The sequence below is a fragment of the Verrucomicrobiota bacterium genome (assembly GCA_019247695.1).
GTDB lineage: Bacteria > Verrucomicrobiota > Verrucomicrobiia > Chthoniobacterales > JAFAMB01 > JAFBAP01.
The window spans coordinates 1-12,754 of sequence record JAFBAP010000005.1; the positions used below are offsets into that span (position 1 = coordinate 1).

Genomic DNA, 12,754 nt, shown 5'->3' on the forward strand with positions numbered 1-12,754 from the left:
GGGCACAACGACAGAGTTCACACGGCGAACACGGCGAACCACGGCGAACACGGCGGGAAGAGGAAAGGGAAAGAGTTCGGAGTTCGGAGTTCGGAGTTCGGAGTTCGGAGTTCGGAGTTCGGAGTTCGGAGCGGCATCATTGGGGGCGAGTTGCCGGTGTCAAGCTCCTGTTCCGTGGATCCTTTTCTGCGTTCTCTGCGTGTTCGGCGGATGATTCTGTCTTTCCGCGGTGTGAACGTGCCCGTCGGGGGAGATCGGACCTGGCTCTACGACAACTCCGAACTCCAAACTCCGAACTCCGAACTCTTTCCCTTTCCTCTTCCCGCCGTGTTCGCCGTGGTTCGCCGTGTTCGCCGTGTGAACTCTGTCGTTGTGCCCGCCACCCCCGCTGTGCCCGCCGTGTGACCGTGTGAACTCTTACGTTGTGCCCGCCACATCCGCTGGGTTACCCGTCAACGAAATCTTCCCCCCCAGGCTGATCCGGCCGGTGGTGACCACCGCGGCGCGTAAGCCGCCACGGCCTTTCAGGAGGGCCTCAGCCCCGGGCGCAAACGCCTGATCCATCCAATAACATGGGCGGCATTCGTCCCGGCCGAACACCCTGACACCGTCCAGGGTAAATTCGCGGCCGATCAACTCGTTGAGGCGCACACCCCGGGTGACCACGTTGCGCCGCAGGACGCCGGGTCCGCGGTCACGTACCCCGAGGCGATCGCACAGCTCTTCGAACACTTCGGCTTCAAACAGTGTGATCTGCCCCTTGTAATCCGGTTTATAGTTGAAAAAGCGGTCGCCCACGATGCCGCTTTGCGCCACGCACTCGACGCTGGATAGAGAATGCAACGGGTGCTGGTCCGGAGGCTTTCCGTGGTGGCCGAAAAAGTTGTGGCCGGGCGAAACAAAAAGGTACACGACTTCACCGAGGATGGTTACCACGAACCACTCTAAACAGTTATGCCTGAGCGTTCCATACAGGATTACGGCGTGCAATGGTATTCCCGAGGGTCGGCGCCTGAGTTCAAGCGCGATCACCTGGCCGTTGAAGAACCCCTGGAAATCCGGGTAGCGTTCACGCGCAACGGGGTCGCGGTAACCAAACCCGTTTCGGTGACGATGCGCACCCCGGGACACGATCCGGCTCTGGCGGTGGGTTTTCTATTCACTGAGGGAGTCATCCCGAGTCCGGATGCGGTGACGGGCGTTGAGACGAGCCCGGAACGCGGCGCGTCAATCGTCGTGCACCTGAATCGGCCGGTTGCGTTGAAACATTTGGAAAGGAACTTCTTCGCCGCCTCAAGCTGCGGAATCTGCGGCAAAGCTTCCTTGGAAGCCGTCAACCTGAACCGGGAAGTGATCCTGCCCGAAGGACGGCCCCGGTGGGGCGTTGCTGACCTCATGAAGATCCCCGAGCAGGTCCACGAAGCGCAATCCACCTTTCGCGCCACCGGTGGGCTGCATGCCGCGGCCTTGCTGGGTGCCGGTCGCGAACTATGGGCGGTTTATGAGGACATCGGCCGCCACAACGCGGTAGACAAAGTCATCGGTCATGCGTTGATCACCGGCCGGCACGATTTTTCCGAGGCGTTGCTTTTTGTGAGCGGCCGCGCAGGGTTTGAACTTGTGCAGAAAGCGATCATGGCGGGCATTCCGGCCATGGCTGCCGTCGGCGCCCCGTCGAGCCTCGCAGTGGACCTTGCCCGCCGTTACGGGTTTACCCTGGTGGGCTTCCTTCGGAATGGCCGGTTCAACGTTTACTCCGGTTTTACCCGGATCGAAAACGGCATTCCGTGCAAGCTGTAGCGGCGGCGCCGTGACTGCACCGGTCACGGGCACGGCCGGCGACTTACTTCCTTGCCAGCGACCGCTGGCGCCGGTGGGCGCGCAGCAGGGTAAAATGGACGCGTTTTCGATGTCCAAACCACCAGAGTATCAGGGGTGAGAAAAGTGCGCAGGCGCCCGCATACAAGGCCAGGACTATCCAAAATATTCTGGCAGGGTTCACAGTTGCATTGTCATGCAGTGCGCGCCACTTGTCGATGTTATTCTTGGTATTTGTGGATATTATCCGTATCGCGGCAGGATGGAACGGTCTGGTTTTTGATGGAGTTTATGCCCGTCGCGGGGCGACCCGCCGGGCCCGGCCCTGCCCTACCCGCGGCCGCCGCCGCCTCAGAGGATGTCGAAGGTTTTGACCAGCCCACCCTCAAACCGGAAACGATGATGAACCGTTCGATCGGTGAGCAGGCCGCCTTCCAGGTCACGCACGACCTGGTGGACCTCGACCACGACATCATCGTTTTCGCCTTCGAAGCGTTGCGGTTCGACCCTTGGATTGATCTGCCGCCACTGGCGCGTCCAGTAATCGTACACGGCGCCCCGGCCTTGAACGGTTCCGCCTTCCAGCCCGTTTGCCCAGACCACATCCGGGTGCAGCCCGGACACGGCCCGTTCGATGTCGCGGCGGTTAAAGGCTTCGTAGAGCGCCCGTAACAAGTCGTGCTTTTCAGCCATGAGCACCCTTGAACCCGCCGGCGCACCGCTGCAAGCGGATCGTCTATTCGTGATGAAAAGTGAAAAGGAGGAAGTTAGAAACCGGCGCCGTCAGCGGACCCGGAAATCGGCGGGCTTCATTTGGCCGGCCGCGTCAACTCCGGACGGCGCATCTCGCCGCAGATAAAACGCAACGCCTCGGGCAACTCAGCGCGCCAGACCGCGAAGTCATGGATGCCGGCGGTAACCCGCATTGCCACCGGGAACTTGTGCTCACGCATCATTTTATAGACCGGCCCGATCTGGGTCTCGATGTCGAAGTCGTCGTGGTCCCCGGAGTTGATGTAGAGCGCAATCGGGAGGCGCTTGGCGAAGAATCCATCGATTAATGAAGGGTAGTTGACGCGTTCCCAGACCTCCCGATCGAAGGGGCTTCCGAACACATCCCCTTTACGGGCACTGCTCGTGGGCGGCGGTTCCGGCACATAGATCGCCGGACTCATCAGGAGCGCCGCGCTGAAGCGTTCCGAGTACTTGAGGATGAAGCGGAGGGCACCGTATCCCCCCATGGAATCACCCCCGATCCCCCACCCTTCGCGTTCAGGGATGACGCGAAACGTGCGCTCGACCTCGGGGACAAGGTCCTGAATGAAAGCGGTCTCGATCTTTTCCTTCAGGTCCAGGTACCAGTTATCTCCTGATCCCGGCATGATAATCAATACCGGCGAGATCTCCCCGGAGCGGATGAGACGATCGGCCACCGCGTTGATCTGACCTTTGGAAACCCAGGCATTCTCGTTTTCGCTGTAGCCGTGCAGCATGAACAGAACCGGGTAGCGCAGGTCCGAATGGTCGTAGCCGTCGGGCAGGTAAACGTTGTAGCGCCAGTCCCGGCCGAGCGCCTGGGAAAAGAAGCTGTACGCCAGCACCTGACCGGCGCTCACGGTTCCCTGAATGGCTAAGCACGCAATAGCCACGACGGCGAGACGGGCCGCCCACCCCTTGATTTCCGTAACTGAGCTTCGCGCCATTTCAAACGGCACGACCCGAGCGGGTTTAGGGGGAATCATCGAGCGTGGGTAGCTTAAGGACCCCGTGCCGTCAACTGATTTTGCGGGGCCACCTACCGGCTGGCGATGGCGAACGGGCGGTTGCGATGGTAGAACATCCATGGCCCGGACGGCACCTCCGAGACCTCGACAAATCTCCAGTCGCACACGTCCTTGTTGGCCAACCCGAGGTAGTCGCGAACCGCGGGCGAGACGTCCAGGCCGGCACCTTGGTTCAGGTTAGGCCGGGGCCGCTCACGCCCGAAGACGTACTGCCAATGGTCAGTCCGGAACGGCCCGCAATCTTCCCATTGGGCATAACAAACGCGGTTCCCGTGCCGGATGGCGATCCAGCGGTCCTTCAACACCGTCTGGCCGTCCCGTACAAACGTCTGCCGGAACCAGGGGATGATGTAGGGGGCTTCCCGCTTGGTGTGATGCCGTTCGATGTCGTTGTAAGGCAAGGCAAAGTAGAAAGGGTTTTGACGCGGCACAAAACTAACCGGCATGAAATTGCGCCGGGCCCAGGGATTGGGGGTATCGTAACCGCCGTAGTTTGCGCTCCAATGCTTATCCCAGGCACTCTGCCGGTTCGGAACCGGGTTACGCATCGACGCATATTCGCCGACCCAAAAGATCGTCGTCACGATATTCATCTTCCACGGGTAGCGCCCGGAGTCGCCACTCAGCAGGTTGAACCCGGCGGGCCGGGAGTATGCCGGGACGAACCTCGGCGCGGTACGCACGTTCAACCCGGCGAAACGCGGGGTTCCGGGGACGGGCATCGATGCGGTACGCAGCTCGGAGCCGGCGCGGCGGGGGTTGGCCGGTACGGGCGTAGGCGCAGCCCGCAGAGCCGATCCGGCGCGCGGGGCCTTGCTCGGAACCGGCGGCGCGCTGCGCGGATCCGGTCCGGCCGATTGAGGATGGTCAGGAACGGGCGTCGGTGCGGCCGGGCCAGAGCCGCTCGGGCGGCGCGCCGGCAAGGCGCGCCGGACGGTGGTCTCCCCGGTGGGCTCGCGCAGGATGGGTCGATCCACGAGGGGGCTGGCGTTGGCGTACCGCGGCTCGGAACCATCGTTGCGTGACGCGGAAGGGTTGGACGCCGGCTTGGCCGGACGCCTGGCGGCCTGCGGGCCAGGCTTTGAACCCTGCGAGTCGCGTTTCAAAAAGCGGTTCGCGTGCCAGGTTCCGGTGGTGTCCGTGGCGGCATTTTCGGCTGCAGGGTCCAGAAAGCGCTTCGGCTGCCACGTTCCGGCCGCATCCGCGTTGAAGGCGTCGCCTCCGTAGCGGTTTTCGCCGGAGGTGACGGCAGTGCCATAGCACATCATCAAACCCAACAGTAAGAGGGAACGCCGCATGCGGTTGGCCCATTCCTTTTAGGGACAAGAGCCTGTTTCCGGCAAGCCCTTTCTGCGGATTGAAGGCCCGAAAAAGGCGGGGCCAGGGCAACCGCATCATCGGGCCGCGGCGTCGAACCGTTTTCCGCCTGCCGGCGACATGCGGCAAGGACCCGCCGCCGGCGCCGTCCGCGGTAGAAATGTCTGCGTTGCCGGGTCTGCGAGCGTTGCTACGTTAAGGCCATGTTTCGACGATGGCTGATCGGTCTGGTGGCATTGGCGGCGGCAGGTAGCTCCCTCGCGGACGATCTGGTGAGCTACGAAGCGGTGCCGGACGCCGTCAAACGCACGGTTGAAGCGAATCGCGGCGCCGGAACGGTGCAGCAGGTCGAGGTATTTCCCTTCGGGAACGTCAAGCTGTACAGAGTGCAGGTCGCCGTCAACGGCGTGCCTGAGCGCGAACTCCAGGTCGCTGAGACCGGCAAGCTGATCCGCTTCGACGAGTTCGGCACATCGCCGGCGCCGGATCAGGACGACGGGGATGATGAGAAGGGGAATTAAGCGTTCAGGTCGTGAATCGTGTTCCAATTCCGGAACAGGCGCAGATCGCCGGGGCGAAGCGGGTAGGGTTCGACGAGCGACGCGCGGACCAACCTTTCCACCAAGCCCTGAAGCCTGAACTGTCCGGCATCCAGCGCCGCGTTGGCCGCGCTGGCCGCGGTGCGGGGATAAACCGCTGCCAGGGGCTCGTAGTGACCCGGGCTGCGGGGAACGGCTCCCCTCCCCGTCTTGCACGCCTCAAGCACCCGGGCAAGGAACTCCGTTTCCATGAAGGGCAGATCGATGGCGAGCACCAGCAGCCAGGGGGTGGTGATTTGGTCGAGGCACGTCGCCAGGCCGCCCAGCGGGCCCCGGGACGGCAGACGGTCGGCAATGCAGGGAAGCGCTTCCGGAAAGCCGGGCCGCCGCGGACCGGAAAGGAAAATCTCGGCCGGTTCCAGCGCCTGTAAGAGCTGCAATTGGCGCTGCCACATCAGCAAGGGCTGCGAGCGTGCGTGCCCGCCGGGCGCCGGCAGCAACGCTTTGTCGATGCCCATGCGGCGCGAGGCGCCTCCGGCGAGCAGGACGGCGCTGAAGGCAAAGGGCATGCGCATGAACATAAACGGGCAAAGCCGGGGCCGGCTCCGGAGCACCATCAATTCCGCACCCCGGGGACGCAAACTTATGAACTTATGCTTTACGGAACGCGTTTCCCGCCTTGAAGTCATGCTTGAGCATGCATAACCGAATCGATTCGACTTTCGCCCGGCTGCGTCAAGCGGGCCGGAGTGGGTTCATGGCCTACATCACGGGCGGCGATCCCAACCTTGCCGTCACGGTAGAGATCGCGCGGGAACTGGCGTCCGCAGGCGTCGATTTTCTCGAGATCGGCATCCCGTTTTCGGACCCCCTGGCGGACGGTCTGGCCAATCAGTTGGGAGCTCAGCGGGCGCTCACGGCCGGCACGACCGTGCGCGGGCTCCTGAAGTGCATCGCACAGATCCGGGCTTCAGTTTCCACGCCGATCATTCTGTACACCTACCTGAATCCGATTTTCCAATACGGATTTGCCCGCTTCGAAAACGACGCCGCGGAGGCCGGTGTGGACGGGCTTTTACTGCTCGATTTCCCACCGGACGAAACGCTGCTGGATGATCCAGGCGGGCAGCGGCTCCACCGGATACGTCTGATCGCTCCGACCACGGACGAGGCGCGCGTCGCCACCATCTGTGCCCGGGCCAGCGGGTTCATCTACTACGTTTCGCGCGAAGGAGTAACCGGCGAACGGAGCGCATTGGATGGCTCCATCCAGGATCGGGTCGGAAAGATCAAGCGGCGTACCGAGTTGCCCGTTGCGGTCGGGTTCGGGATCTCGAACCCCGAACAGGCGGCCACCGTGGCGAGGATTGCGGACGCGGTGGTCGTCGGAAGCGCCATCGTTCGCCGCATCGGCGAGGGCGCGGCCCGGCAGGACCTGGCCCGGGAAATCGGCGCGTTTGTGCGGCCGATGACCCAGGCGGTCCACTCCGCGCGTTCGCAGCCGGGCAACAACGCGTAATGCCTGCTGGAAACGTGCGCCTGCGCGTTACGCGTCAGCCGCTACCCGTTACGGGACCACGTTCGGAAACAGACGGCGGCACTGTGCGGAAACAAAGGGATAATTCCAGCGTTCGCCCTGGAGGGCCTTGATGATCCCGATGAACCAGAAGATCAGAAAGAGCAGGTGAACCAGGGCATGCACGAGCATCAGCGACGGCACCAGGACAAAATGGAGGACCGGCAAGATCGCGGCGATGGAAATCAGAACGGTCATCCCGATGTTGAAAACGAACCACGTGCCGCCATAAAAAATGGATTGCACGGCCCAGTACCGGACGAACGCATCCTTTTTTTCGATGAAATAGAAGACGATGCCGCCCAAAAGGATAAAGATTGCGCAAAGCGCGGCGGCGAGGTTGGCGGGAATACCGGTGGTGTTCCCGGTTGAAGAGATCGGCTCAGCCATAACGGTAGTATACACCAGGATCGTGCCCGATGGCGATTACCGTCCCGCGGGCAAGATTTCGCGTGCGGCGGAGGATGGGCGGCGCTAATTTCCGCGCTTTATGTTAAGCGCCGGTATTGTGGGACTGCCCAACGTGGGCAAGTCAACTCTGTTTAACGCCATCACCCGGACGCGCAAGGCCGAGGCTGCAAATTACCCGTTTTGCACGATCGAACCCAATCAAGGGGTGGTGCAGGTACCCGACGAGCGCCTGGAGCAACTGGCCCGGCTTTCGCGCTCTCAGAAGGTGGTGCCTGCGGCGGTTGAATTCGTGGATATTGCGGGCCTGGTGCGCGGGGCCAGCGCGGGTGAAGGGCTCGGCAACCAATTTCTCAGCCACATTCGTGAGGTAGATGCCATCGTGCAGGTGGTTCGATGCTTCGAGAGCTCGGACGTTCATCACGTTGCCGGATCGGTTGACCCGATCCGTGACATTGAGGTGATCAACACGGAACTGGTCCTCGCCGATCTGGCCACCGCCCAAAAACGGGCCGAACGCATCCAGAAACAGGTGCGCGCCGGTGATAAACAGGCCAAAGCCGAAACGGCCGTCCTCGACAAGCTGGTGCCGCACCTTGACGCGGGTAAACCGGCGACGACGCTGGAATTGACCCCGGAGGACAAGGCGCTGCTGAGAACGTTTTTTCTGCTCACGTCGAAGCCGACGATTTTCGCCTGCAACGTGGCGGAATCAGACCTTACCGCCCTGGCCGAGGGCGGCCGGGACGTGGCCGCGGCAAAGCACGTCGGCCAGGTGCAATCGTACGTCAGCACGCATCTTGCCACGGAAGCCGTCGTGATCAGCGCGCAGATCGAAAGCGAATTGGTGGACCTCTCCGAGGCGGAGACGGTGGAGTACCTGGCGGGCCTCGGGGTAAAAGAGAGCGGTGCCGGCAACCTGATACGCGCCGTTTACCACCTGCTGGGGCTGCGCACCTATTTTACCACCGGCGAAAAGGAAACCCGGGCCTGGACGATTCGCGCCGGCGACAAGGCGCCCGCCGCCGCCGGCGTGATCCATTCCGACTTCGAACGCGGATTTATCGCGGCCGAAACGGTCGCGTACAACGACCTGGTCCAGCTCGGTTCCCTGGTGAAGGCGCGGGAAACGGGCAAGCTCCGCAGCGAAGGCAAGCAGTACGAGGTGAAGGATGGGGACGTCATCGAGTTCCGGTTCAACGTTTAGGTTCAGGTTCAGGGCGCAACGCGCAGCCGGGGGTTTACAGCGTAATGCTTCTGCGCGATTTTGGGCACTCGTAACGATGTTTTGCAGGTTTGTTCTGGCATGTTTACTCCTGGCCGCGCACGCCGAGGCCCACACGCTCCCGCAGGATTCTGAGGCTCCCCCGCCCGACATCCGCAAGAGCCTGGTTCGAATCACGACCGTTTCGCAGGAACCGGATTACCGGGTTCCGTGGAATCCCGGGAACGTCGGCGGCGGCGTCGGGGCCGGCTTTGTCATCGAGGGCGAGCGTATCCTCACCAACGCTCACGTGGTCAGCGCCGGACGCTTCATCGAAGTTGAGAAGGAAGATGACCCGAAGCTTTACCCCGCTGAGGTTCAATTCATCGGCAGCGACTGCGACCTGGCGGTCCTGAAGATCGCCGATCCCGGGTTCTTTAAAAACACGGCCCCGGTGAGCTTCGGGGGCATCCCGGCCATCCAGTCGAACGTGGACGTTTACGGGTATCCGATCGGCGGTGAACGCCTGTCGGTGACGCAGGGAATCGTTTCACGGATCGACTTCCAGACTTACACTTACTCGGGCATCGACTCGCACCTGGCGGTTCAGATCGATGCGGCCATCAACCCCGGCAATTCGGGCGGGCCGGTCCTGCAGGGGGGTAAAGTGGTGGGCGTGGCGTTTCAGGGTTATTCCGGTGAAGTCGCTCAGAACGTCGGGTACATGATTCCGACGCCGGTGATCCAGCGGTTTCTGAAAGATATCTCAAACGGCCAGTATGACGGCTACGTCGACTTGTCGGTTGACATTTTCAAGCTGGTAAATCCCGCCGACCGTCACGCGCTTGGTTTGCCGGACGATAATACGGGGGTAATGGTAAGCTCCGTTTCCGTTGCAGGAGCCAGCGCGGGAAAGCTCGAGGTCGGGGACGTGCTCCTGGCCATCGATGGCCACCCCGTAGCCAGTGACGGTTTTGTCCAGCTCGATGGTGAACGCGTCGAGATGGCTGAAATCGTCGAACGCAAGTTCAAAGGCGACACCGTCACGCTGAGCATTTTACGGGACAAGCAGCCGAAGACGGTCGACATCACCTTGTCGGGCAACTGGCCCTACCTGATGCAGGCCCAGCAGCACAGCCTTCATCCCCGGTTCGTCCTGTTTGGCGGTCTGGTGTTTCAACCCCTGAACCGCGCCTTCATGGAAGCCTACCAGATCGAGGACCTGCGGCTGCGCTACTTCTATAATTTCTTCGTCGTCGACGAGATCTATAAGGAACACCCGGAAGTGGTGGTCCTGTCCAATATTTTACCCGATCCGGTTAACGCTTACCTGTCGGAATTTCGGCTGCAGATCGTGGATAAGATCAACGGCCGGCTGATCAAAAACCTTAACGATGCGTCGGCCGCCTTCGCCGCCGACGCCGACGAGTACGTCATCCAGTTTCTGGGGAATAACCGGCCGGCCGTCCTGGAGCGAAAGGCGGTTGAGCAGGCGCGCGCCCGGATCAGGGCCAATTACGGGGTAAGCGTGGAGCAAAATCTTACAAACAGCTGACATGTTAACGACATTCCTGCGGCGCGGATCCGACGTCGCCGTTTCTACCTTCCGCGTTTGCGCCTTAACCCTCCTTGCCTCCGTCGCGGTGCCGGCCGCCGGCGGGGACGTGCCCGCGCTGGAAGCTACCCCCACGGAGCAGGTCGCACCGGCTTCGCAGAGCAACTCCGTCATCCGGGTAAACTCAACCAACCAGCCATACGACTTCTTCCGTCCGTGGAGCAAGAAGGCGCCCGCCAACCATCGCGGGCTCGGGGTGGTCGTGGCCGGGTCGGGGGTTCTGGTCGCCGCGGAGTTGGTCGGTAATTCCAACTACATCGAACTGGAGAAACCTGACACCGGCGAAAAGAGCACTGCCGCGATCCAGGTCGTGGATTTCGAGGCGAACCTGGCGCTGCTGCGCCCGGAGGATCCTGGTTTTCTGGCCGGATTTCAGCCGCTGGAGATCGATCCGGACGTTCGGGTCGGCGACAAGCTGGCGGTTCTGCAGCTCGAGGCGAACGGGACGCCGGTCTCGACTCAGGCGGTTGTCACCAGCGCCGAGGTTGGCCGCTACGAACTCGAAGACACGGCGTTTCTGCTCTTCCGCATGAGTTGTCCGCTGCAGGGCCGCGACAACAGTTTCACCCTGCCGATTGTCAAAGGCAACCGTCTGGCTGCCATCCTCATGCGCTACGACGCGCGGTCGCAGACGGTTGACGCGATTTCGAGCCCGGTGATCGCCCACTTTCTGACCGAGGCAGGCCGTGATCACTACGAAGGTTTTCCCCACCTCGGCCTGAGCTTCTCGTCCACCCGCGATCCACAACTGCGCCGCTACCTGAAACTGGATGAAGGTAACGGGGGCGTCTACGTCACCGGGCTGGATCCGAACGGCTCCGCGGCGAAATCCGGTCTGCGAGCCGGCGATGTCCTGTTGTCCGTGAACCATCAGAGCGTCGACGCGGACGGAAGTTACCAGGATCCCATCTACGGCCGTCTCTCCGTGATCAACCTGACGACCACGGTTCCTTTCGCCGGACAGAAACTACCCGTCACGATCATGCGGGACGGGGTGCGCCAGAACCTCGAGGTAAGCGTCTTCCACGTCCCGCCGGAGGACTACGTCATTGATCCCTACGTGATCGGGCGGGCCCCGCGGTTCTACATTTTAGGCGGGTTGGTGTTCCAGGAATTAACCCGGCAATTTCTGAAAGAATGGGGACCCAACTGGAATCGAGAGGCGCCACAGCGCTTCGTGTATTACGACCGGTATCAGGCGAACCTTTTTTCCACCAAACGCAAACTGGTGATCCTGACTCAGGTGATGCCGACAAAGGCGACCGTCGGGTACGAACGCTTGAATTACCTGGTCGTCAGGCGGCTTAACGGTGAGGACATCACAAACCTCGCTGACCTGGCCCGGGCCAGCCAGCACCCGATCGACGGCTTCCACAGGATTGAGTTTGAAGAGGATCCGCATATCATCTTCCTGGACGCAAACGAGGTGGCCGAACAATCGGGCGCGTTGCAGAAGCTCTATTCACTTCCCGCCATGCAACGCTTATGACCTTTGGGGCGATTTTCGATTGGGACGGCGTGATCGTCGACTCCTCGGCGCAACACGAGGCTTCGTGGGAGCGGCTGGCGGAAGAAACCGGGCTGCCGTTGCCGCCCGGGCATTTCAAGCGGGGGTTCGGGATGAAAAATGAATTCATCATTCCCAACCTCTACAAGTGGGCCGATCAGCCGGCCGACATCAACCGTTTATCCCTCCGGAAAGAGGAGCTTTACCGCGAACTTGTGGTCGAGCGCGGCTTGAGCCCGTTGCCGGGAGTGATCGCCTGGCTCGACCAACTCCGCGCGGCCGACATCCCGTGCGCGGTAGGTTCATCCACGCCGCGGCTTAACATCGAGGCGGTCTTGAAGGTGGTAGGACTTGAGAATCGTTTTCAGACCATCGTCACCGCTGAGGACGTCAAGCACGGCAAGCCTGATCCGGAAGTTTTTCTGAAAGCGGCCGAAGGGCTGGGCATTCCTCCTTCACGTTGCGTGGTGTTCGAAGACGCGTTCGTGGGCATTGAGGCCGCCGTCCGGGGCGGGATGAAGGTGGTGGCCGTGGCGACGACAAATCCGCTGGAAAGCCTGAGCAGGGCCGATCTGGCGGTGCACCGCCTGGATGAACTCACCATCCCCCGGCTCGAAGAACTGTTCCAAACCGGTCGCACGGCGGGCACAACGTAAGCGTTCACACGGTCACACCGCGGGCACGGCGGGTGTGGCGGGCACGACGGAAGAGGTTCACACGGCGAACACGGCGAGCCACGGCGACCGCGGCGGGAAGACAAATGCCACAAATGAGGGCCGCTGGTTAGGCACCCCTGAACCTATGCCGTCTTTGGCCCGGGGCGGCGGTTGGCAGTAACCGAGAACTTTAGTGACCATTAATCTCGCCGCCGCCCCGGGCCAAAGACGGCGTACTCCTTGCCAGGGGCTGAATTAAGGGTGGAGCATCGGGTGCCGGGTGATTTTGTCTTCCCGCCGTGTTCGCCGTGGCTCGCCGTGTTCGCCGTG

At 61.9% G+C, this 12,754-nt stretch carries 13 protein-coding genes; 7 read left to right on the forward strand and 6 right to left on the reverse strand.

What is annotated here, in order from left to right; genetic code table 11:
* Window positions 1–417: 417 nt before the first annotated feature.
* Window positions 418–936, reverse strand: a complete 519-nt coding sequence (locus JO015_00510) for a molybdenum cofactor biosysynthesis protein (protein MBV9997573.1) — start codon at window positions 934–936, stop codon at window positions 418–420.
* 18 nt (window positions 937–954) lie between these two features.
* Here JO015_00510 and fdhD point away from each other — a divergent pair, with 18 nt between their 5' ends.
* Window positions 955–1,800: a formate dehydrogenase accessory sulfurtransferase FdhD gene (gene fdhD, locus JO015_00515; GenBank protein MBV9997574.1), complete on the forward strand. Its 846-nt coding sequence runs from the start codon at window positions 955–957 to the stop codon at window positions 1,798–1,800.
* A gap of 369 nt (window positions 1,801–2,169) precedes the next feature.
* Here the strand turns inward: fdhD and JO015_00520 are convergent, their stop codons facing one another.
* The 3 genes from JO015_00520 to JO015_00530 all read right to left on the reverse strand — a co-directional run bounded on the left by JO015_00520 (window position 2,170) and on the right by JO015_00530 (window position 4,900).
* Entirely contained in the window at window positions 2,170–2,511 is a 342-nt protein-coding gene (locus JO015_00520) for a nuclear transport factor 2 family protein (GenBank protein MBV9997575.1), read from the reverse strand.
* A gap of 116 nt (window positions 2,512–2,627) precedes the next feature.
* On the reverse strand, window positions 2,628–3,521 hold the full coding sequence (locus tag JO015_00525; protein ID MBV9997576.1) for an esterase family protein: 894 nt from the start codon (window positions 3,519–3,521) through the stop codon (window positions 2,628–2,630).
* Window positions 3,522–3,613: 92 nt separating this feature from the next.
* Complete coding sequence (locus tag JO015_00530) at window positions 3,614–4,900, reverse strand: hypothetical protein (protein ID MBV9997577.1); 1,287 nt, start codon at window positions 4,898–4,900, stop codon at window positions 3,614–3,616.
* A gap of 222 nt (window positions 4,901–5,122) precedes the next feature.
* Here JO015_00530 and JO015_00535 point away from each other — a divergent pair, with 222 nt between their 5' ends.
* On the forward strand, window positions 5,123–5,440 hold the full coding sequence (locus tag JO015_00535) for a hypothetical protein (protein ID MBV9997578.1): 318 nt from the start codon (window positions 5,123–5,125) through the stop codon (window positions 5,438–5,440).
* On the opposite strand, the gene JO015_00540 is transcribed toward JO015_00535, so the two are convergent.
* On the reverse strand, window positions 5,437–6,033 hold the full coding sequence (locus tag JO015_00540; protein MBV9997579.1) for a molybdenum cofactor guanylyltransferase: 597 nt from the start codon (window positions 6,031–6,033) through the stop codon (window positions 5,437–5,439). The genes JO015_00535 and JO015_00540 overlap by 4 nt on opposite strands.
* A 122-nt stretch (window positions 6,034–6,155) precedes the next feature.
* Between JO015_00540 and JO015_00545 the strand changes: the two genes are divergently transcribed.
* Window positions 6,156–6,977 carry a tryptophan synthase subunit alpha gene (locus JO015_00545; protein ID MBV9997580.1) on the forward strand — a complete coding sequence of 274 codons (822 nt, stop codon included), beginning with the start codon at window positions 6,156–6,158 and terminating at the stop codon, window positions 6,975–6,977.
* A 48-nt stretch (window positions 6,978–7,025) separates the two neighbouring features.
* On the opposite strand, the gene JO015_00550 is transcribed toward JO015_00545, so the two are convergent.
* Window positions 7,026–7,424 carry a DUF4870 domain-containing protein gene (locus tag JO015_00550; GenBank protein MBV9997581.1) on the reverse strand — a complete coding sequence of 133 codons (399 nt, stop codon included), beginning with the start codon at window positions 7,422–7,424 and terminating at the stop codon, window positions 7,026–7,028.
* 100 nt (window positions 7,425–7,524) lie between these two features.
* Between JO015_00550 and ychF the strand changes: the two genes are divergently transcribed.
* The 4 genes from ychF to JO015_00570 all read left to right on the forward strand — a co-directional run bounded on the left by ychF (window position 7,525) and on the right by JO015_00570 (window position 12,424).
* Window positions 7,525–8,649: a redox-regulated ATPase YchF gene (gene ychF / locus JO015_00555; GenBank protein ID MBV9997582.1), complete on the forward strand. Its 1,125-nt coding sequence runs from the start codon at window positions 7,525–7,527 to the stop codon at window positions 8,647–8,649.
* 76 nt (window positions 8,650–8,725) lie between these two features.
* Window positions 8,726–10,201, forward strand: a complete 1,476-nt coding sequence (locus tag JO015_00560) for a trypsin-like peptidase domain-containing protein (protein ID MBV9997583.1) — start codon at window positions 8,726–8,728, stop codon at window positions 10,199–10,201.
* Window position 10,202: 1 nt separating this feature from the next.
* Window positions 10,203–11,750: a PDZ domain-containing protein gene (locus JO015_00565; protein ID MBV9997584.1), complete on the forward strand. Its 1,548-nt coding sequence runs from the start codon at window positions 10,203–10,205 to the stop codon at window positions 11,748–11,750.
* The gene (locus tag JO015_00570) at window positions 11,747–12,424 is read left to right on the forward strand and encodes an HAD family phosphatase (protein ID MBV9997585.1); all 678 of its coding nucleotides are present in this window, start codon (window positions 11,747–11,749) and stop codon (window positions 12,422–12,424) included. The genes JO015_00565 and JO015_00570 overlap by 4 nt, the downstream gene beginning before the upstream one ends.
* Window positions 12,425–12,754: the final 330 nt, after the last annotated feature.

Bases quoted from the DNA above. Each gene is read 5' to 3' on its own strand.
- ychF (MBV9997582.1), top strand. From the start codon at position 7,525: ATGTTAAGCGCCGGTATTGTGGGACTGCCCAACGTGGGCAAGTCAACT.
- fdhD (MBV9997574.1), top strand. From the start codon at position 955: ATGCCTGAGCGTTCCATACAGGATTACGGCGTGCAATGGTATTCCCGA.
- JO015_00565 (MBV9997584.1), top strand. From the start codon at position 10,203: ATGTTAACGACATTCCTGCGGCGCGGATCCGACGTCGCCGTTTCTACC.
- JO015_00525 (MBV9997576.1), bottom strand. From the start codon at position 3,521: ATGGCGCGAAGCTCAGTTACGGAAATCAAGGGGTGGGCGGCCCGTCTC.
- JO015_00520 (MBV9997575.1), bottom strand. From the start codon at position 2,511: ATGGCTGAAAAGCACGACTTGTTACGGGCGCTCTACGAAGCCTTTAAC.
- JO015_00560 (MBV9997583.1), top strand. From the start codon at position 8,726: ATGTTTTGCAGGTTTGTTCTGGCATGTTTACTCCTGGCCGCGCACGCC.
- JO015_00530 (MBV9997577.1), bottom strand. From the start codon at position 4,900: ATGCGGCGTTCCCTCTTACTGTTGGGTTTGATGATGTGCTATGGCACT.
- JO015_00545 (MBV9997580.1), top strand. From the start codon at position 6,156: ATGCATAACCGAATCGATTCGACTTTCGCCCGGCTGCGTCAAGCGGGC.
- JO015_00535 (MBV9997578.1), top strand. From the start codon at position 5,123: ATGTTTCGACGATGGCTGATCGGTCTGGTGGCATTGGCGGCGGCAGGT.
- JO015_00570 (MBV9997585.1), top strand. From the start codon at position 11,747: ATGACCTTTGGGGCGATTTTCGATTGGGACGGCGTGATCGTCGACTCC.
- JO015_00540 (MBV9997579.1), bottom strand. From the start codon at position 6,033: ATGCGCATGCCCTTTGCCTTCAGCGCCGTCCTGCTCGCCGGAGGCGCC.
- JO015_00550 (MBV9997581.1), bottom strand. From the start codon at position 7,424: ATGGCTGAGCCGATCTCTTCAACCGGGAACACCACCGGTATTCCCGCC.